This is a genomic window from Variovorax palleresanus (assembly GCF_051144945.1).
GTDB lineage: Bacteria > Pseudomonadota > Gammaproteobacteria > Burkholderiales > Burkholderiaceae_C > Variovorax > Variovorax paradoxus_S.
The window spans coordinates 2613073-2634568 of record NZ_JBJNVP010000002.1 but is presented as its reverse complement, the minus strand read 5'-3'; the positions used below and the strand labels follow the sequence as shown (position 1 = coordinate 2634568).

Below are 21496 nucleotides of genomic sequence, written 5' to 3'. Positions count from 1 at the left end.
AGACGGGTGGCAGCGGGCCGGAAGAAGCCCCTCAAAAACACAAGACGAGGAGAAAGCAAACTCATGAGCAATCTATTCAGCTGGCGCGAAGTCGCCGCCACCGAGGGCCGCGTGGTCGCGCCCGACGAACGCCTGCCCTGGCTGCAGACCGGCGCCATGGGCGTGCAGCACGTGATCGCGATGTTCGGCGCCACGGTGCTGGCGCCCATCCTGATGGGCTTCAACCCCAACATCGCCATCCTGATGAGCGGCATCGGCACGCTGATCTTCTTTTTGGTGACGGGCGGCAAGGTGCCCAGCTACCTGGGCTCGAGCTTCGCGTTCATCGGCGTGGTGATCGCGGCCACCGGCTATGCGGGCAAGGGGCCCAATGCCAACATCGCCGTGGCACTGGGCGGCATCGTGGCCTGCGGGGCGATCTACATCCTGATCGGCGCCCTGGTGCAGGCCATCGGCACCGGCTGGATCGAACGCTTCATGCCGCCGGTGGTTACGGGCGCGGTGGTGGCGGTGATCGGGCTCAACCTGGCGAGCGTGCCGATCAAGAACATGGCGGCCAGCAATTTCGATTCGTGGATGCAGGCCGTCACCTTTCTCTGCGTGGGGCTGGTGGCGGTGTTCACGCGCGGCATGCTCCAGCGCCTGCTGATCCTGATCGGGCTCATCCTTGCTACTGCGGTCTATGCGCTGCTGACCAACCTCTTCGGCATGGGCAAGCCGGTCGACCTGAGCGGCATCGCCAATGCGGCGTGGTTCGGCATGCCCACCTTCACCGCCCCGGTGTTCACCACCAACGCCATGCTGCTGATCGCACCCGTGGCCATCATCCTGGTGGCGGAAAACCTCGGCCACCTGAAGGCGGTCACGGCCATGACGGGGCGCAACCTCGACCCGTACATCGGCCGCGCCTTCATCGGCGACGGCATTGCCACCGTGGTGAGCGGCGCCGCCGGCGGCACGGGCGTGACCACTTATGCCGAGAACATCGGCGTGATGGCGGCCACGCGCATCTATTCGACGGCGGTGTTCGTGGTGGCCGCGCTCATCGCGCTGGTGCTGGGCTTCAGCCCGAAGTTCGGCGCGCTGATCCAGGCCATTCCGCTGCCGGTGATGGGCGGCGTGAGCATCGTGGTGTTCGGCCTCATCGCCATTGCGGGCGCCAAGATCTGGGTCGACAACAAGGTCGATTTCTCGCAGAACAAGAACCTGATCGTGGCCGCGATCACGCTGATCATCGGCACCGGCGACTTCACCTTGAAGTTCGGCCAATTCGCGCTGGGCGGCATTGGAACCGCGACTTTCGGTGCGATCATTCTTTACGCACTTCTGGGGCGAACGCGCAACGCTTCCGCCCTTTCAAAGTGAAACGCCTTGCAATAAATGTTCTGCCAAGTGGTTGAAGCAGGGCCCGGTCACTGGCCGGAAGCCCGCGCCCGTTAGACTTCAACGCTTTTCGCACCGACGTTTTCCAATGGCCGATGTCTCCGCCGCGCGCACCAAGGCGGTTTTCGAATTCAAGAGCGCCACGCTGCCGCTGATCGCAGTGATCCTCAAGACGGCCGACCTGGCCGTGCTGGCTGAGGCGCTCGACGCCCAGTTGGCCGATTCGCCCGATTTCTTCGAGCAGGAGCCGGTGGTCATCGACCTCTCGCAGCTGCAGCCGGAAGAAGAAGGCGGCGAGGAGCCCGCAGCGCTCGACTTCGCGGCGCTGCGCGGCCTGCTGGCGCGCCACCAGACGCAACCCATTGCGGTGCGCGGGGGCAACGACGCCCAGAATGCGGCGGCCCGCGCGGCCGGTCTCTCGGTCACGGCCATGCCCGTCGCGCCCGCGCCGCGCTCCCCCGCGCCGCCCGCTGCTTCGCCAGCACCCGCCAGCGAAGCGCCGCAGATCGTGCGCGAAGTGCCGGTGCCGGCCAACGGCACGCTGTTGATCGACAAGCCGCTGCGTTCGGGCCAGCAGGTCTACGCCCGCGGCGGCGACGTGGTGGTGACGGCAGTGGTGAGCTTTGGCGCCGAAGTGATTGCCGACGGCAACGTGCATGTGTACGCACCGCTGCGGGGCAAGGCGATTGCCGGAGCGCGCGGCAATACCGAGGCGCGCATCTTCTCGACCTGCATGGAAGCGCAGCTGGTGGCCATCGCGGGCATCTACCGCACCAACGAAGTGCCGCTGCCCGATCCGGTGCTCGGCAAGCCGGCGCAGATACGCCTGGACGGCAAGAAATTAGTGATCGATCCGATCTGATGCGCCGCGGCGCATCCGAAAAACCAACAACCGAATCGAAACAAGAAGGAATGGCAATGGCCAAAATTGTGGTGGTGACCTCAGGCAAGGGCGGCGTCGGAAAGACCACGACGAGCGCCAGCTTCGCGTCGGGCCTTGCGCTCGCCGGCAAGAAGACGGCGGTGATCGACTTCGACGTGGGCCTGCGCAACCTCGACCTCATCATGGGCTGCGAACGCCGCGTGGTGTACGACCTGATCAACGTGATCCAGGGCGAAGCCAACCTGAGCCAGGCGCTCATCAAGGACAAGCAGTGCGACAACCTGTTCGTGCTGGCGGCCTCGCAAACGCGCGACAAGGAAGCCCTGACGCAAGAGGGCGTCGAAAAGGTGCTGACCGACCTGGCCGCGATGGACTTCGACTACATCGTCTGCGATTCGCCCGCGGGCATCGAGACCGGCGCGATGATGGCCATGCACTTTGCCGATGAGGCACTCGTGGTGACCAACCCCGAGGTATCCTCGGTGCGCGACTCCGACCGCATCCTGGGCATGCTGAGCAGCAAGACCAAGCGGGCGAAGGAAGGCGGCGACCCCATCAAGGAGCACCTGCTGATCACCCGCTACAACCCCAACCGCGTGGCCGGCGGCCAGATGCTCTCGCTGGAAGACATCCAGGACATCCTGCGCATCAAGCTGATCGGCGTCATTCCCGAATCCGAAAGCGTGCTGCAGGCGTCCAACCAGGGTGTGCCTGCCATCCACGACAAGGAAACCGACGTGGCCAAGGCCTACAGCGACGTGGTGGCGCGCTTCTTGGGCGAAGACAAGCCGATGCGCTTCGTCGATGCGGAAAAGCCTGGCTTCTTCAAGCGAATTTTCGGAGGCAAGTAGGCCATGTCCTTTTTCTCGTTCCTGCTCGGCGAAAAGAAGAAGACGGCCAGCGTCGCCAAGGAGCGGCTGCAGATCATCCTCGCGCACGAGCGGTCCAGCCTCAGCGGCAAGAAGCGCCCCGACTACCTGCCCGACCTCCAGCGCGAGCTGATGGCGGTGATCTCGAAATACGTGAAGATCAATGCCGAGGACATCAAGGTTCACCTGGAAAAGCAGGACGACCTCGAAGTGCTCGACATCAAGATCGAACTGCCCGACCCGGCGCCCTCGCCGGCACGCTGATCGAACACGCGGGGGGCGGCGCAGCCCTCCCGTTTCAGTTCAGGGCTCAGCTCAAGGCTGCGCCACGAAGCGCGCCACCTGCCGCAGCACGGCCTCTTCCTTGAGGATGCGGCGGTGCCCCAGCCCCTCCGTGGCCACGAGCCGCGCCCCCTTGATCGCATCGCGGTAGGCCTCCGCGTCGGCAAAGCGGTTCACGCGATCATCGCGGTCATGCACGATCAACGTCGGCTGCACGATGCGCGGACCGACAGCCGGCGGCTCCAGCTGCGCCATCAGGAGGCCTTCGCGCGCTTCGAACAGCCGTTGCATTGCGAGCCGCGTCGCTTCGCTCAGCCCGAACGTGTGCGCGAAGTAGCGCGTGAATTCGCGCGCCGAAGCCGGTGGCGCGAGCAGCACCAGCCGCTCGGCGCGGAGGCCCTGCGCGGCGGCCAACCCGAGGGCGTTGGCGCCCATCGAATGCGCCACCACTGCGCGGAGGGCATAACCGTCGGCCGCGAGCCTTGCCACCACATAGGCGATGGCACGGGCGAACTGCGGCGAGTTGCTCATGATACCCGCGCTGCGGCCATGAGCCGGCAGCTCGAGCAGCACGGGCCGAAGGCCTTCATCGGCCAACACCTTGGCCAACGCCAGCATCTGACCGGCATGCCCGCCCCAGCCATGCACCAGCAGCACGATGGGTGCCGATTCCGCGCCCGAATCCTGCGTGGCAAGGTGATAGAGGCCGAGGCTCGCGTTCTCGAAGGCCCAAGCTTCGCGACGCCAATCGGTGCCGGGCGCCTGCCCGCGGTAGAGCCACTTGGGCGGCAGCGGCGTGCCGAAGAGCCGGTACGCGGCGCGCACTCCCAATGCAGGCCACAGGCGCTGCGCGGTGGTCAGGGCGAAACGCAGTGTGCGCATTACACGGCTGGGGCGGTAGTAGTTCGACTGCGCGGCGTGCGTGGCCGCGGAGGTGGTGGTGCTGCTCGGCATGCAATGGCTCCGTCGATTCAGTACCAGACCCAGTCTTCATTGCTGCGCGGCAGGCTGCGCAATGCCTCCCGAGCGGCTTCGGCGCCGATGGCGCCCAGGTAGACGACAAGGCAGAGGGCAATGATCAGCATGGTGCTTCTCCTTTTTATCGCACGACTGTGCGAAATTAGAACAAAGAAAGACGAATGAAACCTGTGCGCCCGTGGCTCAGGCGCGGTAGCTGGAAAGAAGCCGCTGCCAGGTCTGCTTGGCGCGGTCGGCGGCTTGGGCGTCGCGCAAAAAGCGCGCGTCATGCAGCAAGCCCATGATGAGGCCGTTGAGTTCGCTGACGACCTGCGCGGCGTCGGTGTCGGCGCGCAGCTCGCCGGACTCGATGGCCTGCAGCACGGTGCGGCGCAGGGCGGCGCGCCAGCGCGTGATCTCGGCGAGCAGCAGGTCGCGCAGCTCGCCTTCGCGGTCGTCATACTCGAAGGCGCCGGCCATGTAGATGCAGCCGGTTTCGGCTTCGATGTCGCGGGTGCGCGCTATCCAGCGGTCGACGATATCGTTGAGCCGCGCCAGGCCCTTGGGCTTTTGCATGGCCGGCACGAACACGTCGGCCAGGAAGCGACGGCCGTACTCTTCGATCACGGCCTTCTGCAGTGCCTCGCGCGAACCCACGCGCGAGAACACGCCGCTTTTGGAGAGCGCCAAGCGGCTGGCCACGGCCTGGAGCGTGATGGCGTCCAGGCCTTCGGTCAGCGCGAGGTCCATCGCCGCGCCGACGATGGCGGTGCGGGTGAGTTCGCTTTTCTGGGTCTTGGCGTCCATGATTCAGACTTTAGCACAGTCGTGCGAAATTTCAAATGCACTGGCAGAGGCACTCCAGTCGGTGCGGCACAGATGATTTGCTCATGTGAAACCAACAAACGCATCGTTCCCCGCATAAGCACTTGTGCCGAGAATCGCCGCTCGGCCAGTCCGGGCCTTCTCCTTCCGATCCTTCGCGCCAGATGAACTTCCAACAACTGCGCTCGGTACGCGAGGCCGTTCGTTGCGGCTTCAACCTGACCGAGGTCGCTCATACCCTGCACACCTCCCAACCGGGCGTGAGCCGGCAGATCCGCGAGCTGGAGGAGGAACTCGGCATCGAGCTTTTCGTGCGAGCCGGCAAGCGACTCACCGGACTCACCGAGCCGGGCGGCCACGTGCTGCCGATCATCGAACGCATGCTGATGGAAAGCAGCAACCTGAGGCAGGCGGGGCAGGAGTTCGTGGCGCAGCAAAGCGGGCTGCTCTCGGTGGCGGCCACGCATTCGCAGGCGCGCTACGCCATGCCGGTGGCGGTGCAGGAATTTCGCGCGCAGTTTCCCAACGTGAAGCTGCACCTGCACCAGGGCTCGCCCAAGCAGATCGCGCAGATGCTGATCGACGGTGAGGCCGACGTAGGCATTGCAACCGAGGCGCTGGGCGACTATCCGCAGCTGGTGGCCCTGCCCTGCTACCGCTGGACGCACTCTGTGGTGGTGCCGCCGGGCCATGCGCTGCTCGATGCGCCGCTGACGCTCGAGGCGCTCACGCGCCATCCGCTCATCACTTACGACACCGGCTTTACCGGCCGCTCGCGCATCGACGAGGCGTTTGCGCAGCGCGGGCTCATACCGCACATCGTCCTCGCGGCCATGGACGCCGACGTGATCAAGACCTACGTGCAATTGGGCATGGGCGTGGGCATCGTCGCCGGTGTGGCCTACGAGGCTGAGCGCGACACGCAGCTGCGCGCACTCGACGCGGGTCGGCTGTTCGGCATCAACCTGACCAAGCTGGCGGTACGGCGCGGCAATTACCTGCGCAAGTACGTCTACTCGTTCATCGAGTCGTTTGCACCGACCTTGACGCGCAGCGTGGTCGAAAAGGCTCTGGGCGATGAAGCGAAGGGCTCGCACTACGAAATCTAGCGCCGGCGCAACGGATTCAACGCTTGCCGACACAGGTTTAAAAAAGAAGCTGGCTGCTTCACACAGGGAGCGTACATTCGGATTAATTCCTTGGCTTCCCGGAACGGATCAGCAATGGCATCGACCCCGCAGCAGCAACAGCAAACCAAGGCCGCCCAGAAGGCCGCCGACGCCGCCGAACGGCGCGAGCGGCTCAGACGGGCACTGCCCGCCACCGTCGAACTGCTGCAAAGCCGCCAGGCGGACCGCATCGACGACGCCGACATCGATGCGTATGTGAGCCTTAACTGGCTCGAATGGCACGGCGGTGGTTTGCGGCTCACCATCACCGGGCGCAATGTTTGCGCCCAGTCGCTGCCCACCGTAGCAGCCTGAGGGTTTCACTCCCTCTCAAAAAAACAAAGACCGCCGCAGGAAGCCCTGCGACGGTCTTGAATGAAGCTGTGCGCGCGGCGTGCCGCGCTCTTTGCCTTTACTGGTTGCCCACGATGATCTGCGCGATCAGACCGGTGGCAATGGCGGCGAGCACGTAGTCGCCGCCCACGCCCACCCACTGATAGCCGCGAGGAGGCGCCTGTAGCTGGTAGGCGCGGTAGTCGTTCACCACGTAGTTGCGGCCACGGTACTCATGGGGCACACGCCCGCCGCGGCGCCATTCGGCATGCGGCTGGGGGTAGCCGCGGCGATCGAACTGGCGGCCGGGCCGGTAGTCTTCGCGGCTGTAGCGGTCGCCATGCCGGTCGCCATACCGGTTGTCGTGCCGGTCGAATCGGCGGTCCTGTTGTTCGTAGCGGCCGTTGCCGTGATCGTTGCCGCGGTCATGGCCCCGATCGCGATCATGGCCGCCACGGTCTTGCGCGAAGGCGCTTCCCGCTGCCATGCACATCGCGAGCGCCGCAGCAGCGACGGCCATGCTCTTTGAATTGATGATCATCTGGAACTCCTTCGTGTTGATGACGAGTCCATTCTCAGTGGCGCTTGTGTCTGCCCGGAGCACATCAGGTCGCCGTCAGGTGAAATCAGGTAAGCGCTGGTATCGGCGCGGCGCGTTGTCCTTCAATTTGGCGCGTAGCGGTTGACCACGACACCGCATTCGTAGGCCCTGGAGCCAAGCAAGCGCAACTTGTGGCCGTTGCGCTGGTCGTGAAACACCGAGCGCCCGCCGCCAACGGCGGTCGGATTCACGAAGAACTGAAACTCGTCGACGAGCCCCTCGGCGACGAGCGACGATGCAAAGCCGGCGCCGCCGATGCAGAGGATGTTCGCGCCCGCCTGCTGCTTGAGCGCATTCACCTCGTCGGCCATGCTTCGGTTCGCAATGTCGGTGCGCGGCCATCGCGATGTCTTCAGCTTGCCGGTGAGCACGACCTTCCGTGCATCGACCACCTTCCGCGCGAAGGCGTAGTTCGAATCGGCGGGGTGGCTTCTCGCGACCCGGCCCCAGTGGTCGAGATAGCCCTCCTCGATGATCTTGCGGCTCAGCAGAATGGTGTCGACCGATTCGAAGACCTCGTTGAAATATTGCTTGAGCGCGTCGTCCCAGCCCCAACGGTCACCCCACCCCCAAAGCTGCCAGTCGAGGCCGGGGTTGGCAGCTGCAACGCAGCCATCGACCGACATCTGCATTTGCAGAACGAGCTTTCTCATGCGGTTCTCCTTCGCCGGTGCATGCCGGATAACTGCTCTTGATTTGCAACCGGTTGAAGTATTGGAGTACTGGTACGAAAATGCAAGCAGTTTCAATAAGAGAGCAATATCGACGATGGCAAACCAGCAGAGATCCCTGTGCCCGATCAATCTATCGCTCGAGGTCTTCGGCGACCGCTGGAGCCTGCTCATCGTTCGCGACATGATGTTTGCGGGCAAGCGGCACTTCAGGGAATTCCTGCAATCCGACGAAGGCATCTCCTCCAACATCCTCACCGAGCGCCTGGGCAAGCTCGTGGAGCACGGCGTGCTCCACAAGGCCGACGACCCCACGCACAAGCAGAAGGCCATCTACAGCCTGACACCGATGGGCATCGACCTGCTGCCGGTGGTGGCGCAGATCGGCATCTGGGGGCGCAAGCACCAGCCGGTCACGCGCGAGAGCGCAGCGGCCGCGGCCGCCATGGAAAAAGGAGGGCCGGTGCTCTGGAAGCAGATGCAGGCCGAGCTGCGCAAGACGCACGCCGCCGCGCGCAAGGGCTGAGCCCGGCGCTTGCTTCATTGAATGCGTTTAAGCTCGCGCCCAGCATGAAGCGACGACACCTTTTCCACCTGCTGGCCGGCATGTCCGCAGCCGCCGCGCTGGCCGCGTGTGGCAAGCGCAAGCCCTCCGCCGCCGCATTGAAATCCGACGCCCGCGTGCTCGCGCTGGGCGACAGCCTGACCTTCGGCTACGGCGCGCCGCCCGAGGCGGCCTGGCCCGTGAAACTGGGCGAACTCACCGGCTGGCAGATCGACAACGCGGGCATCAATGGCGACACCTCGGCCGGGGCGCTGGAGCGCCTGCCGTCGCTGCTGGCGGCGGGCAGCTACGACGCGATCCTGATCGGCATCGGCGGCAACGACATGCTGCGCGGCGTGTCGCCCTCTGCCACGCGCGACAACCTTGCGGCCCTCGTGAGCCAGGCGCGTGCGCACACGCCCCATGTCGCGCTGCTGGCCACGCCCTCGCCCGATGCGATGCGCGCGGCTGTCGGATCGCTCAGCGATGCGCCGTTCTACGACGAGGTCGCGAAGTCGGGGCAGGCGCTGCTCGTCGCCAATGTGTATTCGAGCGTGCTGTCGGACGCCTCGCTGCGCTCCGACCGCATCCATGCCAACGCCAAGGGCTATGCCAAGGTTGCGCAGCAGCTCGCGGACCAGCTCAAGGCCGCGGGCTGGCGCTGATGAGACTCAAGCAGCAGCAGCAACGGCGGCGCGCAGCAGGTCGACGTAGGCGCCCTGCACCAGCTGGTCGGTCGCAATGCCCAGCTGCGCCATGAGCGCATGCGCTTCGGCTACGCCCTCTTCGGCGGGCTCGCCCTCTTTCAGCATCACCTCGAGTTCGAGGAATTCGCCCAGGCCTTCCACGCGGTCAAGGTGCACGCGCGTGCGGCCCACGATGAAGAGCCGACGCTGCTTGCGCACACGGCCGGTCTGGCCCCAGGCCAGCGTGAGCGACTCGCGCAGGGTGTCGGGCGTGGTGGTGGGTGAGATCAGATAGAACGACTCTTTCGGGCCGCTGCTGTTCGCGCGGCGGTAGAAGATCAGCTCCGCATGGTCGGGCGCGAAGGTGCGCAGCTTGAGGCGATCGGCGCTGTTCTCGCAGCGAAAGAACGTGTCGTCCTGCGCGATTTCGATCGGGCCCGATTCGGCCAGTTTCGCGGCGATGAGCGCCACGCGTTCCACGCTGTCGATGCGGGCCTTGATCTCTATGTTTCTTGCCATCTCGGTTGGTCTGTCGCTGCGTGTTGTGGCTTGCTTGTGTTCGGGACGCGTGCGCAGGCCACCGGGTACTCCCCTCCGCGAATGTCCCCCGCCTTCTGCTCCCGCAGCTCCTCCTTTGTTTCGCTGCGGGGAGTACCCGGCGCCCTGTGCACCAGGGCACGCTGCTGGTGTACCGCCGATCAACAACCCCTCTGAATAACGATCCCGTCGATGGGGTGCCTTGCGCAGCGAAATAAAGGAGGAGGCCGCAGGCCGGGGGACATTCGCGGAGAAAGGTACCCCGTCGGCGGGATCGCGCCCTGATGACGATCAGGGCGCGTTGCCTTGCGGCCCCACCGGCGGCGGCGCAGTGCGGCCGCTGGAGCCGGGCGCGAGCTTGCGGCCAAAGGACTCGCCCACCCTGCGCACCGGCCGACTGGCCTTTTCCGAAACGTTGTTGACACCGCGCCGCGTGGCGTCTTCGGCGCGGTCGATGCCCCGGCCGGCGGCGTTGGTGCCGCGCTGCACGCTGTTCACGACCTTGCTGTCACGCGGCGGCGGCGGGAGGGTGTGCGCGGGCTGGACCTTGGGTGGGTTGTCGGCGCTCTGGGCGTGAACGGCAGTGGCGGACAGCAGCAGGAGCGCGGCGCTCGCAGCAGCCAGCGCGAATGAATGAGCAGGCATCTTCTTGGTCATGAGGGGCTTCCTTCCTTGTCGTCAGGCTGGTCGGCATCCGATGCTTCTGCGGCAACTCGCGCCATGCGTTCGCTCTTCCAGTAGACGTCGTCGCCGCCGTTCATCCGGTTGAGCACGCGCGCAAGCACGAAAAGCAGATCGCTGAGCCGGTTGAGATATTGCCGCAGCGCATCATTGAGTTCCGCCGTGGCGCCGAGAGCCACTACCGCGCGCTCGGCCCGCCGCGCCACCGTTCGGCACACATGCGCGAGCGAGGCCGCGCGCGTGCCCGCGGGCAGGATGAATTCGGCCAGGCGCGGCAAGGCGGCGTTGTGCTCGGCCAGCGCGTTGTCCAGTTGAAGCAGCGCGTCGGCCTTCAGCAGCGTGTAGCCTGGCATTGAAAGCTCGCCGCCCAGGTTGAAGAGCTGGTGCTGCACGTCGACGAGCAGCTCGCGCACGGGCTCCGGCATGGGCTCGCAGAGCAGCACGCCGATCTGCGAGTTGAGCTCGTCCACGTCGCCCATGGCGTGCACGCGCAGGTGGTCCTTGGGCACGCGCGTGTTGTCGCCCAGGCCGGTGGTGCCGTCGTCGCCGGTGCGGGTGGCGATCTGGGAAAGTCGGTTGCCCATGGGCGCTCCTGTTGTGCCTGTTTTATCGCAGGATGGTCGACGCGTCGATCTTGCCGGCCAGCCATTGCAGGCCCGCCAGATGCTGCTGGTCGTGGCTGCAGAGGTAGTGGATGAGGCTGCGCATGGTGAGCGGTCCGTAGCCCTCGAACACGGCGGTGCGCGCAAGTTGCGCATCGCTCAGCTTCGAGATGATTTCCATGGTCTGCGCGCGCGCGATCTTGAACTCGGCCAGCACCTTGGCCGCGTCGGCCATGCCGTAGGCGCGCGCAATGGCGAGCGGCTCGCTGTCGATCGAAGCCAACGTGGGATTGCGCTCTTCCAGCGTGCGGCGAAAGCGGACGTGATAGCCCTCGATCTCGATGTCGCGCACATGGCAGAGCTGCTCGATGGCCGTGAAGGCCTCGCTCGGAACGCCCTCCCACGAGGGGGGCGCCCAATGCCGGAATGCAACGGGAATGGCCGCATAGTGGGCGGCGAGTTGCGACGGAAACGCCGCGAGTGTGTTGAGGGTCGTAGGGTTCATGGTTCTGCTGACGCGCATTATGGTGCTCGCTCCGTAAAATGGCCGCACAGAGCCCCGCCCTCACCCCCTCCAGGAGACGCCCGATGAACGCACCGACCCAAACCTCGCACCTGATGCCGGCGCTTCATCTGCGCGACGTGCCCGACAGCCTGATCGAGGGCCTGAAAGCACGCTTCGGCGCCAACTGCTCCACGGCCATGGCGGTGCGCACGCAGCATGGGCGCGACGAGTCCTCGTTCGACGCCCCGCCCCCTTCGGCCGTGGTCTTTGCCGAGAGCACGCAAGACGTGGCCGACGCCGTGAAGCTCGCGAGCGAGCACAGCGTACCGGTCATTCCCTTCGGCGTGGGCTCATCGCTCGAAGGCCATCTGCTCGCCGTACAGGGCGGCATCAGCATCGACGTGTCGCGCATGAACAAGGTGCTGTCGGTCAATGCCGACGACCTCACGGTCACGGTGCAGCCCGGCGTCACGCGCAAGCAGCTCAACGACGACATCAAGAGCACGGGCCTGTTCTTCCCCATCGACCCGGGCGCTGACGCCTCCATCGGCGGCATGACGGCCACGCGGGCGAGCGGCACGAACGCCGTGCGCTACGGCACCATGCGCGAGAACGTGCTGGCGCTCGAAGTCGTGACCGCCGCGGGCGAAGTCATCCGCACCGGCACGCGCGCGAAAAAATCGTCCGCGGGCTACGACCTCACGCGCCTCATGGTGGGCAGCGAAGGCACGCTGGGCGTGGTCACAGAGGTCACGCTGCGCATCTACCCGCTGCCCGAGGCGGTGTCCGCCGCAATCTGCTCGTTCCCGAGCATCGAGGCCGCGGTGCGCACCACCATCGAGACCATCCAGCTCGGCGTGCCGATCGCGCGGGTCGAACTGATCGACGTGAACACGGTGCGCATGGTGAACGCCTACGCCAAGCTGGGCCTGCGCGAAGAGCCGCTGCTGCTGATGGAATTCCATGGCTCGCCCGCCGGCGTGAAGGAGCAGGCCGAGACGGTGCAGGAGCTCGCCAGCGGCCACGGCGGCAACGCCTTCGAATGGGCCAGCACGCCGGAAGAGCGTACGCGCCTGTGGACCGCACGGCACAACGCCTACTTTGCGGCCGTGCAGTCGCGCCCCGGCTGCCGGGTGATCTCGACCGACACCTGCGTGCCCATTTCGCGCCTGGCCGATTGCCTGCTCGACTCGGTGGCCGAGGCCGATGCGAGCGGCATCCCCTACTTCCTGGTCGGCCACGTGGGCGACGGCAATTTCCACTTCGGCTACCTGCTGGACCCGAACATTCCCGAAGAGCGCGTGAAGGCCGAGGAGCTGAACCATGCGCTCGTGAGCCGCGCGCTGGCGCTGGAGGGCACCTGCACCGGCGAGCACGGCGTGGGGCTGCACAAGATGGACTTCCTGGTGACGGAAGCCGGCGTGGGCGCGATCGACATGATGCGCACGATCAAGCGCGCGCTCGACCCGAAGAACATCATGAATCCCGGCAAGATCTTCGCGCTCTGATCCGGCGCGTTCGGGCCCGATGAAAAGCCCGGCTGCTCGCGAGAGCCCCGGGCTTTTTTGCGGCTGGCCCGCGCGTCTTGCTTACTTACTTGCGACGGCGGGCGGGTGCCTGCTCCGGCGGCACGTAGGTTTGCGACGGGGCCGCGCCGCCGTCCACGCCCAGCCGGCCGCCGCCGCCAAGGCCCTGGCCGCGCACGGTTTGCGCCTTGTAGTTGCGCAGCGAGCGAACCATCTGGTTGAAGGCGTCCATGAACGCCGCGGCAATCACCTTGCCTTGCGCCGTGTTGGTGTAGCCGCCGAGCCCGCCGGCCGCACGGCTGCCAAACACCGAGCCGAAGGCGCCGAAGTCGGTCTTGGAGGCGCTGCCTTCCGAAGCCGCGACCTGCACGCCCGAGCGGTTGTCGATGAGCGTGAGCAGCGCGCTGGCTTCCTTGGTCTGCATGCTGCCACCGACGGCCGCCAGGGCCCGGCCGCGACCGCCGCCCACCAGGCCGCCCAGCGCACCGCCAATGCCGCCGGCATCGCTGTTGCTGAACACGATCTCGGGCGAGAGGCCGTAATCGGAGGCCACCATCTGGCCGCGGCCGAAGTTGCTGCCGCCGCGCATCTCACCCGACTGCTGCAGCGCGCGCTCGCGCGTCATGGCGTTCATGCCGGCCGCGCCGCGCTCGACCACCACGAAGCAGTTCGATTGCTGCACCAGCAGGCGCAGCAGGTTGGCCGTGGGCGGCAGGCGGTATTCGCCGGTGAGGATGGTGTACCAGCCGGAATTCACGTTCTCGATCAGCGAGACGGTGCCGAGCGGCGACTCGCAGCGCTCGAGCTGGCTGCTTTCGCCGGCGGTGGCCGAACCTGCCGCGCTGCCGGTGGCCATGGTCTTGGCCGACTGGCTGCCCATTTGCATGTCCGTGGTGGCGCAGCCGGCCAGCAGCAGCGCACCCGCAGCCACGGCCGCGAATGGAAACCTTGTACTAGTGAACCTCATGATGGCGGACTCCCTCTCCTCGAGATCTGGGTTGATGTGCCCGGCGAGGATACGCGTAAAAGATTGCAAGAATCAATCAAGCAAACGTCCGAGGGACAGCTCAGCAACTAGGCCGTTCGGCGGATGCGTTCGATCAATCCGTTGAGTGCCTCGATGGAGCCGAAGTGGATGGCGAGCTCACCGCTCTCCTCGACCTTGCCGCCGCGCTTGCTGCGCTTCTTGATGCGGACCTCGACCTCGGCGGTGAGCAGGTCGGCCAGCTCTTCTTCCACGCGCTGCAGGTCGCGCGACTTCTCGCCATCGTTGCTGCGGCGCGAAGGCGTGAGCGTGAACTCGGCCGCGAGCCGCTTCACCAGCGCCTCGGCCTCGCGCACCGACATCTTCTTGGCGGCGATCTGGTTGGCAGCGGTAATCTGCGTGCCGCGGTCCAGCGACAGCAGCGCGCGGGCGTGGCCCATGTCGATGTCGCCGGCCATCAGCATCTGCTGCGCCGGCTCCGCCAGGTTCAACAGCCGCAGCAGATTGCTGGCGGCGCTGCGCGAACGACCCACCGCCTGCGCGGCCAATTCGTGAGTGAGCCCAAACTCCGAAACCAGGCGTTGCAAGCCCTGGGCTTCTTCAAGCGGGTTCAAGTCTTCGCGCTGGATGTTCTCGATCAGCGACATGGCCGCCGCGGCCTCGTTGGGCACGTCGCGCACCAGCACCGGCACGCGGTCGAGGCCCGCGAGACGGGCGGCGCGGAAGCGGCGCTCGCCGGCGATGATTTCGAACTCGGCGTTCTTGGCCTCGGCCGATTCGCCATCGAGCCGGCGCACCAGGATCGGCTGCATGATGCCCTGCGCCTTGATGCTCTCGGCGAGCTCGTACAGCGCGCCTTCGTCCATGCGGGTGCGCGGCTGGTAAACGCCCGCCACCATCTGGTCGAGCATCAGCGTGGTGGGGTTCTGCGCGGCGGCGCCCTCTTCCGTTCCTGCGTTGTCGACGGAATGCCCGGCCGTCGGGCCGAGCAGTGCTTCGAGGCCGCGCCCGAGGCCCTTGGGTTTCTTGGTCGCCATCAGTGCTTGTCTTTCGAGATTTCGTTCAATAGTTTCCGGCCCTCGGGCCAGTCGCCCAGGCCGGACTCGGCATTCAGGTGACCGCCCGGGCCGGCGTCGACGAAGCGCGCGCGCCAGTCGGCCGCCAGCTGGCGCGAGCGCGCGGCGTCGCAGTAGGGATCGTTGTTGGCGGCGATCAGCACCGCCGGGAATGGCAATGGCTGCCGCACGATGGGAGCCCAGCCCGGAATGAGCTGGCGCAGGTCGTCGCGCTCCAGGTCGCCGGGCGCGACCAGCAGGGCGCCGCGCACCCTGTGCGTGTTGCGCGAATGCGCGGCCCAGGCGGCGACGAGGATGCAGCCCAGGCTGTGCGCGGCAAACACGACCGGGCCGGGTGCGGCAAGCACTTCTTCCTCGAGCCGTGCGGACCAGTCACCCCGCAGCGGGCGCATCCACTCGTGCTGCTCGACGCGGCGGTCGCCGTACGCGGATTCCCACCGCGTCTGCCAATGGCCGGGGCCGCTGTTCTGCCAGCCCGGCAGCAAGAGGATGCGGGGAGTCGTCGTCGTCATCTGCTGGAAACTTGTTGGCGCAGGTCCATGATGGACCGCGTCAGAGGCTTTTTTCGCTGGTGGAATCGGGTGCGGCCGCCGGGGCCAGCACGTCTTCGGGAATGGCCAGGTTGGGCGCGCCGGCCGCGACCGGCGCAATCGGCGGCGCGACCGCATTCGATGCAAAGGCGCTGGCGGGCGGCAACTTTTCGACCAGTTCCCTGGCAAAGGCAACGAAGGCCTGGCTGCCACGGGCGGCCGGGTCGAACACCACGCCAGGCAGGCCGTAGCTCGGCGCCTCGGCCAGCCGCACATTGCGCGGAATGACCGTGTCGAACACCTTGTCGCCGAAGTGGGCCTTGAGCTGCTCGCTCACCTGCTGCTGCAGCGTGATGCGCGGATCGAACATCACGCGCAGCAGGCCGATGATCTGCAGGTTCTTGTTGAGGTTGGCGTGCACCTGCTTGATGGTGTTGACCAGGTCCGTGAGCCCCTCGAGCGCGAAGTACTCGCATTGCATCGGCACGATCACGCCATGCGCGGCGCACAGGCCATTGAGCGTGAGCAGGCTCAGGCTCGGCGGGCAGTCAATCAACACGAAGTCGTACTCGGCGCCCACCGCAGCCAGCGCGGTGCGCAGGCGCTTTTCGCGGCGGTCGAGTGCCACCATTTCGACCTCGGCACCGGCCAGTTCCCGGTTTGCGCCGAGCACGTCATAGCCGCAGCCGCCCTCCACGAGTTTGTCGGCCTTGACGCGCGCCTCGGCCACGGAAGCCGACTCGAGCAGCACGTCGTACACCGTGAGTTCCAGCTGGCGCTTGTCGATGCCCGAACCCATGGTGGCATTGCCCTGGGGATCGAGGTCGATCATCAGCACCCGCTGGCCGACCTTGGCCAGGCCGGCTGCAAGGTTGACGGTGGTGGTGGTCTTGCCGACGCCGCCCTTTTGGTTGGCAATACAGAAAATCTTGGCCATACGGGAATCAGCGGGAAATGGCGAGCTTGACGCCGAAGGCAATCAGGAAAACGCCCGCGAGCTTTTCGAGCACGCCCGAAATGCGCGGATTGGCGCGAATGCGTTCCGCCAGAAAGTGCGTCAGCAGCGTCGAGCTCAGGCCGTACAGGAAGGTCAGCGCTGCAATCGTCACAGCCATGGCGCCGAAGGTGACCACGCCCTGGTGGCGTGCCGGGTCGACGAACAGCGGGAAGAACGCCATGTAGAACACGATGGCCTTGGGATTCAGCAAGGTGATCGCCAGCGCCTGGCGCAGGAAATGGCTGGGGCGGATGTTGAGGATCGGGCCTGCACCGGGCTTGGCCAGCAGCATCTTGGCGCCCAACCAGGCAAGGTAAGCCGCGCCCAGCCATTGCACGGCCTTGAACGCTGCCGGGTACGCAGCCAGGATGGCAGCCACGCCGGCCACCGCAGCCCACATGAGAAATTGATCGCCGATGATCACGCCCAGCGTTGCTGCCAATCCGCCACGAATCCCGCCTTTGCTGGTCGAGGTGATCAACGCGAGGTTGCCCGGACCGGGAATCAGTAGAAAGAGGACGATGGCGGCGACGAATGCGCCGTAGTCAGCGATGCCGAACATGGATTTGCCTCGGAAAAGAGAGCCAGGGGGAGGCGTCGAGTCTAAGCGAGGCGGCCCCTGCGATCACCCTCTGCCGCCGGCTTTCGCTGGCGTAGGCGCTTCTTTTTTGCCCGGTCAGGCGACTTCTTCGCGTGCCCAGACGATGCAGCGCTCCGCATCCAGGCCAGGAACAGTCAATTGTTCCACGTGAAACACTGCGATACCGACAGGTAACACGGCCAGTTCCTCGGTCGGCACTTTGCCTTTCATGGCCAGCCAGACGCCACCGGGCGCCAGCAGATGGGCGGATCCATTGAAGAAATCTGGCAAGGAAGCAAAGGCGCGGGAGCTGATGACTTCATAGCTGCCGGCGAGCGATTCGACGCGTGCGTGCAATCCGCGCAGGTTGGGCAACTCGAGTTCGGCCGCCACTTGCTGCACGAAGGCTGCTTTCTTGGCGACCGCATCGAGGCAGCTGACCTGGAGATCCGGCCGCATGATGGCAATCACCACGCCCGGCAGGCCGCCGCCCGAGCCCACGTCCAGCAGCCTGCCCTTCCCCGCCCACTCGCGCTGCAACGGCGGTACGGCCGCCAGACTGTCGAGCAGATGATGCGTGAGCACGCTCGCGGCGTCGCGCAGCGCCGTGAGGTTGTAGACCTTGTTCCACTTGAGCATCAGCGTGCCATATGACAGCAACTGCTCCGCCTGGGTATCGGACAAGGCGAGGCCCAGGGCTGCCGCGCCTTGGCGCAGCGTATCGATGGGCGCGTTCATTGGGCGGATTGCGGTTCGACTGGGGCTTCAGCGGTGGCATCGCGGTCGAAAGCCTTGTGACCGCCTTTTCGCAAATGAATCATGAGCAAGGAAATGGCTGCGGGCGTCACGCCCGAGATACGTGAAGCAAGCCCCAGCGTTTCGGGCCGGTGCTTGTCCAGCTTCTGCCGGACCTCGAAGCTCAGTGCCTTAACCTGGCCGTAGTCGAAGTCGGGCGGCATGCGCAGGTTTTCGAAGTGAGCGGCACGCTCGACTTCGTCGTGCTGGCGTTCGATGTAACCCGAGTACTTGGCCGAGATCTCGATCTGCTCGATTTCGGTTTCGTTCAGCGCAATGGCCGCGCTGTACTTTCCGCCGTCCAGCGACATCAGTGTTTGATAGTTCACGTCCGGCCGGCGCAACAGGTCGGCGAGGTTGTATTCGTGCTCGATGGCCTTGCCGAGCACCCGCTCCGACTCAGCCGCCGGCAGATTGCGCGGATTCACCCAGATAGATTTGAGGCGTTCTGTTTCACGTGAAACAACATCGCGCTTTCGGCTGAAAGCATCCCACCGCGCGTCGTCGACCAGGCCGAGCTTGCGCCCTGCTTCGGTCAGGCGCATGTCGGCGTTGTCCTCGCGCAGCTGCAGTCGAAACTCGGCCCGGCTGGTGAACATGCGGTAGGGCTCGGTCACGCCCTTGGTGATCAGGTCGTCGACCAACACGCCCAGATAGGCTTCATCTCGGCGCGGCAACCACGCCTCTTCGCCTCGGCATTGCAGCGCAGCGTTGATGCCGGCAAACAAGCCCTGGGCCGCCGCCTCTTCGTAACCGGTGGTGCCGTTGATCTGCCCGGCAAAGAACAGCCCCTTGACCGACCGGGTCTCGAAGCTGCTCTTGAGCTCGCGTGGATCGAAGTAGTCGTACTCGATGGCATAGCCCGGCCGCAGGATGTGGGCGTTCTCCAGCCCGGGCATCGAGCGCACCAGCTGGTACTGAATGTCGAACGGCAGGCTGGTGGAGATCCCGTTGGGGTAGTACTCGTTGGTCGTCAGGCCTTCGGGCTCCAGAAAGATCTGGTGGCTTTCCTTGTCGGCAAAACGGTTGATCTTGTCCTCCACGCTCGGGCAGTAGCGCGGACCAACGCCGTCGATCTTGCCGGTGAACATCGGGCTGCGGTCGAAGCCGGAGCGGATGATGTCGTGGGTGCGTGCATTGGTGTGGGTGATCCAGCAGGCCATTTGCTGCGGATGCATGTCGGCCCGGCCCATGAAGCTGAACACCGGCATCGGCCCTGCCCCACCCGGCATGCCGTCGCCCGGCTGCTCGGTGCACTTCGAGAAATCGATGGTCCGGCCGTCGAGGCGCGGCGGCGTGCCGGTCTTCAGGCGCCCTTGCGGCAGCTTCAATTCCTTGAGCCGTGCCGACAGGCTGATGGCCGGCGGATCGCCCGCGCGCCCGGCCTGGTAGTTGTCGAGGCCCACATGGATGCGGCCGTCGAGAAAAGTCCCGGCCGTGAGCACCACGGTGCGGGCCCGAAAGGCGATGCCCACCTGAGTGACGGCGCCCACCACCCGGTCGCCCTCCACCATCAGGTCGTCGACCGCTTGCTGGAACAGGCTGAGGTTTGGCTGGTTTTCCAGCCGGCGGCGGATCGCGGCCTTGTACAGCACGCGGTCGGCCTGCGCACGGGTCGCGCGCACGGCCGGGCCCTTGCTCGAATTGAGAATGCGAAACTGGATGCCCGCCTCGTCGGTGGCGATGGCCATGGCGCCGCCCAGCGCATCGACCTCTTTCACCAGATGGCCCTTGCCGATGCCGCCGATCGACGGGTTGCAGCTCATCTGCCCCAGCGTCTCGATGTTGTGGGACAGCAGCAGCGTCTTGGCGCCCATGCGGGCAGCCGCCAGCGCGGCCTCGGTGCCGGCATGGCCACCGCCGACGACGATGACATCAAATTCTTCGGGATACAGCATGAGAGAGGGGCGCACTGACGCGTGCGCTGCGCAAAGGGGGCACCAATTTTAATCGGGGGTACCCTTTTGCGCCGGGAATAAGGGCAACCGGGATCAAAGACCCCAGCCCTCCGATTCGTCCCATGAAATTGAATAGAATGCTACGTTATTCATAGCAAACTATTCAGCACTGACGGTACTTTCAGCCAGCCGAAGCCGCCAGCTCCACCACGGGCACGGGTTTTTCGATGCCCATGATCGCGCCGGTAGGCTGCGGTGCCGCGGCGGGAGCCACGCTTTCGTCCTGCACTTCGCGCACCCCGATGTCTTTGCCCGTCATGGTCACGGCGCCGAAGATCGTGCAGAAGGCCACGTCCTTGGCGTCGCGCCCGGTGCCCACGCGCACCAGCCGGTCGACCGGGGCCATGCGTGTCGGATCGAACAACACCCATTGCCCGCCGAGCCAGGCTTCGAACACGGCGTGAAAATCCTGCGGCGGCTCGTCGAACCAGACGTAGCCCACCACCAGCCGGGCCGGGATGTTGAGCGCACGGCAAAAGGTGATGCCCAGGTGCGCAAGGTCGCGGCACACACCCGCGCGTTCCACGAACACCTCGCGCGCCGTGGTCGTCGAATCGCTGCTGCCCGGTTCATAGGCAATGCTCTCGTGAATCCAGTCGACGATCGCCTGCACCCGGCCGATGCCGGGCGGCAGATCGCCAAAAAGCTGCTGCGCGCAACGCGACATCAGGTCCGACTCGCAGTAACGCGACGGCAACATGTAGTGAAGGATTTCATCCGGCACCTGGTTGACCGGCACCTCGGCGAGGTCGAGTGGTACGTCGATCTGCCTGCGCTGCACGCTCGCCCTGTAGCTGATCCGTAGCGGCCCCGGCTGCGCATCGAAACGCGCAAAGCGGTTGCCGCTGGAACCGTCGCAGTAAAGCCGCACTTCGGTCGGCGGTTCGATGGTCAGCATCTCGCTGATGACGGCCTGCGCGCCAGCTTGCGAGGCCTCGATGTTGAGCAGCATGTGCGCGGGCGCCCGGACCTCGTAACGCAGTTCTGCCTCGATGTGTGAGATGTGCATGGGCGCCTCAGACCCGCCGGCGATGCGAGCGGTGCTCCGGAAGCTGCCAATGCGATTGCGTGACGAGCAGCACCCGCACGACGCGGTGCGCCGGGCTCTGAAGCAGCAAGCCGAGCGGACGCACGCGCGGCCAGTGCGGTGGTGGGCGCTGCATCAATCGATCGCCTTTTTCACCGCACCCACGCCCAATGCCGCCAACACCACGAACAGCACGGCCAGCACCAGGAACAGGCCGAACAGCAGCTTGGCGATACCCGCCGCACCCGCGGCGATGCCGCCGAAGCCCAGCAGCCCGGCGATCAATGAAATCACCGCAAACACGATGGCGTATTTCAACATCTGGACACTCCTTTCGGCGGGCCTCGCCCACCGTGCGCGCAGCTTAGAAACGCGCCGAGGCGGCCCCGATAGTCGGCGCGCGCGAGCGGCCGTAGGACAAACGCGCGGCGCGCAAACCCGCTAGCATTCCTTCGGTCCATGGATCGATTTCCGCTATCCATATTCAACCTTGG

27 protein-coding genes are annotated in these 21496 nt (G+C 65.7%); 9 read left to right on the top strand and 18 right to left on the bottom strand.

Annotated elements, in window-relative coordinates; genetic code table 11:
* Positions 1-63: 63 nt before the first annotated feature.
* From ACJ7Z0_RS16370 to minE, 4 genes are all read left to right on the top strand, one after another.
* Positions 64-1365, top strand: coding sequence for a solute carrier family 23 protein (locus ACJ7Z0_RS16370; RefSeq protein ID WP_434790655.1), 1302 nt, complete (start codon positions 64-66; stop codon positions 1363-1365).
* 106 nt (positions 1366-1471) lie between these two features.
* Positions 1472-2245, top strand: coding sequence for a septum site-determining protein MinC (gene minC, locus ACJ7Z0_RS16365; protein ID WP_434790654.1), 774 nt, complete (start codon positions 1472-1474; stop codon positions 2243-2245).
* A 56-nt stretch (positions 2246-2301) separates the two neighbouring features.
* Entirely contained in the window at positions 2302-3117 is an 816-nt protein-coding gene (gene minD / locus ACJ7Z0_RS16360) for a septum site-determining protein MinD (RefSeq protein WP_055807861.1), read from the top strand.
* A 3-nt stretch (positions 3118-3120) separates the two neighbouring features.
* Positions 3121-3399, top strand: a complete 279-nt coding sequence (gene minE / locus ACJ7Z0_RS16355; protein ID WP_354397075.1) for a cell division topological specificity factor MinE — start codon at positions 3121-3123, stop codon at positions 3397-3399.
* 51 nt (positions 3400-3450) lie between these two features.
* Here minE and ACJ7Z0_RS16350 read toward each other — a convergent pair whose 3' ends face one another.
* Positions 3451-4371 carry an alpha/beta fold hydrolase gene (locus tag ACJ7Z0_RS16350; RefSeq protein ID WP_434790653.1) on the bottom strand — a complete coding sequence of 307 codons (921 nt, stop codon included), beginning with the start codon at positions 4369-4371 and terminating at the stop codon, positions 3451-3453.
* Positions 4372-4578: 207 nt separating this feature from the next.
* The gene (locus ACJ7Z0_RS16345) at positions 4579-5181 is read right to left on the bottom strand and encodes a TetR/AcrR family transcriptional regulator (protein ID WP_434790652.1); all 603 of its coding nucleotides are present in this window, start codon (positions 5179-5181) and stop codon (positions 4579-4581) included.
* Positions 5182-5363: 182 nt separating this feature from the next.
* On the opposite strand from ACJ7Z0_RS16345, the gene ACJ7Z0_RS16340 reads away from it, so the two are divergent.
* Both ACJ7Z0_RS16340 and ACJ7Z0_RS16335 read left to right on the top strand, forming a co-directional pair.
* Positions 5364-6308, top strand: a complete 945-nt coding sequence (locus ACJ7Z0_RS16340; RefSeq protein WP_434790651.1) for a CysB family HTH-type transcriptional regulator — start codon at positions 5364-5366, stop codon at positions 6306-6308.
* Positions 6309-6422: 114 nt separating this feature from the next.
* Entirely contained in the window at positions 6423-6683 is a 261-nt protein-coding gene (locus ACJ7Z0_RS16335) for a hypothetical protein (RefSeq protein ID WP_369653944.1), read from the top strand.
* Between the two features lie 97 nt (positions 6684-6780).
* On the opposite strand, the gene ACJ7Z0_RS16330 is transcribed toward ACJ7Z0_RS16335, so the two are convergent.
* Both ACJ7Z0_RS16330 and ACJ7Z0_RS16325 read right to left on the bottom strand, forming a co-directional pair.
* Complete coding sequence (locus tag ACJ7Z0_RS16330) at positions 6781-7242, bottom strand: RcnB family protein (protein WP_431126103.1); 462 nt, start codon at positions 7240-7242, stop codon at positions 6781-6783.
* A gap of 122 nt (positions 7243-7364) precedes the next feature.
* Complete coding sequence (locus ACJ7Z0_RS16325; RefSeq protein ID WP_434790650.1) at positions 7365-7955, bottom strand: dihydrofolate reductase family protein; 591 nt, start codon at positions 7953-7955, stop codon at positions 7365-7367.
* Between the two features lie 115 nt (positions 7956-8070).
* On the opposite strand from ACJ7Z0_RS16325, the gene ACJ7Z0_RS16320 reads away from it, so the two are divergent.
* Positions 8071-8499, top strand: a complete 429-nt coding sequence (locus tag ACJ7Z0_RS16320) for a winged helix-turn-helix transcriptional regulator (RefSeq protein WP_434790649.1) — start codon at positions 8071-8073, stop codon at positions 8497-8499.
* 44 nt (positions 8500-8543) lie between these two features.
* Positions 8544-9182: a GDSL-type esterase/lipase family protein gene (locus ACJ7Z0_RS16315; protein WP_434790648.1), complete on the top strand. Its 639-nt coding sequence runs from the start codon at positions 8544-8546 to the stop codon at positions 9180-9182.
* 6 nt (positions 9183-9188) lie between these two features.
* Here the strand turns inward: ACJ7Z0_RS16315 and ACJ7Z0_RS16310 are convergent, their stop codons facing one another.
* The 4 genes from ACJ7Z0_RS16310 to ACJ7Z0_RS16295 form a co-directional block, all read right to left on the bottom strand.
* Positions 9189-9722, bottom strand: a complete 534-nt coding sequence (locus ACJ7Z0_RS16310) for a class IV adenylate cyclase (protein ID WP_434790647.1) — start codon at positions 9720-9722, stop codon at positions 9189-9191.
* A gap of 309 nt (positions 9723-10031) precedes the next feature.
* A complete protein-coding gene (locus tag ACJ7Z0_RS16305; RefSeq protein WP_055807146.1) occupies positions 10032-10397 on the bottom strand; it encodes a hypothetical protein in 366 nt (121 codons plus the stop codon).
* Positions 10394-11005 (bottom strand): cob(I)yrinic acid a,c-diamide adenosyltransferase, encoded by a 612-nt coding sequence (locus ACJ7Z0_RS16300; RefSeq protein ID WP_434790646.1) that lies wholly within the window; start codon positions 11003-11005, stop codon positions 10394-10396. The genes ACJ7Z0_RS16305 and ACJ7Z0_RS16300 overlap by 4 nt, the downstream gene beginning before the upstream one ends.
* A 22-nt stretch (positions 11006-11027) precedes the next feature.
* Positions 11028-11528 (bottom strand): DinB family protein, encoded by a 501-nt coding sequence (locus ACJ7Z0_RS16295; RefSeq protein ID WP_434790645.1) that lies wholly within the window; start codon positions 11526-11528, stop codon positions 11028-11030.
* 83 nt (positions 11529-11611) lie between these two features.
* Here ACJ7Z0_RS16295 and ACJ7Z0_RS16290 point away from each other — a divergent pair, with 83 nt between their 5' ends.
* Positions 11612-13036: an FAD-binding oxidoreductase gene (locus ACJ7Z0_RS16290; RefSeq protein ID WP_434790644.1), complete on the top strand. Its 1425-nt coding sequence runs from the start codon at positions 11612-11614 to the stop codon at positions 13034-13036.
* An 85-nt stretch (positions 13037-13121) separates the two neighbouring features.
* Here ACJ7Z0_RS16290 and ACJ7Z0_RS16285 read toward each other — a convergent pair whose 3' ends face one another.
* The 10 genes from ACJ7Z0_RS16285 to ACJ7Z0_RS16240 all read right to left on the bottom strand — a co-directional run bounded on the left by ACJ7Z0_RS16285 (position 13122) and on the right by ACJ7Z0_RS16240 (position 21323).
* Positions 13122-14021: a CsgG/HfaB family protein gene (locus ACJ7Z0_RS16285; RefSeq protein WP_434790643.1), complete on the bottom strand. Its 900-nt coding sequence runs from the start codon at positions 14019-14021 to the stop codon at positions 13122-13124.
* 107 nt (positions 14022-14128) lie between these two features.
* On the bottom strand, positions 14129-15076 hold the full coding sequence (locus ACJ7Z0_RS16280) for a ParB/RepB/Spo0J family partition protein (protein ID WP_434790642.1): 948 nt from the start codon (positions 15074-15076) through the stop codon (positions 14129-14131).
* Positions 15076-15627 (bottom strand): RBBP9/YdeN family alpha/beta hydrolase, encoded by a 552-nt coding sequence (locus ACJ7Z0_RS16275; RefSeq protein ID WP_434790641.1) that lies wholly within the window; start codon positions 15625-15627, stop codon positions 15076-15078. Before ACJ7Z0_RS16275 ends, ACJ7Z0_RS16280 begins: the two co-directional genes overlap by 1 nt.
* A 40-nt stretch (positions 15628-15667) precedes the next feature.
* Positions 15668-16582: a ParA family protein gene (locus ACJ7Z0_RS16270; protein ID WP_431126125.1), complete on the bottom strand. Its 915-nt coding sequence runs from the start codon at positions 16580-16582 to the stop codon at positions 15668-15670.
* 7 nt (positions 16583-16589) lie between these two features.
* Positions 16590-17204: a LysE family transporter gene (locus tag ACJ7Z0_RS16265; RefSeq protein ID WP_434790640.1), complete on the bottom strand. Its 615-nt coding sequence runs from the start codon at positions 17202-17204 to the stop codon at positions 16590-16592.
* Positions 17205-17318: 114 nt separating this feature from the next.
* A complete protein-coding gene (gene rsmG / locus ACJ7Z0_RS16260) occupies positions 17319-17960 on the bottom strand; it encodes a 16S rRNA (guanine(527)-N(7))-methyltransferase RsmG (RefSeq protein WP_434790639.1) in 642 nt (213 codons plus the stop codon).
* On the bottom strand, positions 17957-19915 hold the full coding sequence (gene mnmG, locus ACJ7Z0_RS16255; protein ID WP_434790638.1) for a tRNA uridine-5-carboxymethylaminomethyl(34) synthesis enzyme MnmG: 1959 nt from the start codon (positions 19913-19915) through the stop codon (positions 17957-17959). Before mnmG ends, rsmG begins: the two co-directional genes overlap by 4 nt.
* A gap of 181 nt (positions 19916-20096) precedes the next feature.
* The gene (locus tag ACJ7Z0_RS16250) at positions 20097-20984 is read right to left on the bottom strand and encodes a transglutaminase-like domain-containing protein (RefSeq protein WP_434790637.1); all 888 of its coding nucleotides are present in this window, start codon (positions 20982-20984) and stop codon (positions 20097-20099) included.
* A gap of 7 nt (positions 20985-20991) precedes the next feature.
* Positions 20992-21138, bottom strand: a complete 147-nt coding sequence (locus tag ACJ7Z0_RS16245) for a hypothetical protein (RefSeq protein ID WP_434790636.1) — start codon at positions 21136-21138, stop codon at positions 20992-20994.
* The gene (locus tag ACJ7Z0_RS16240; RefSeq protein WP_093022145.1) at positions 21138-21323 is read right to left on the bottom strand and encodes a DUF1328 family protein; all 186 of its coding nucleotides are present in this window, start codon (positions 21321-21323) and stop codon (positions 21138-21140) included. The genes ACJ7Z0_RS16245 and ACJ7Z0_RS16240 overlap by 1 nt, the downstream gene beginning before the upstream one ends.
* Positions 21324-21496: the final 173 nt, after the last annotated feature.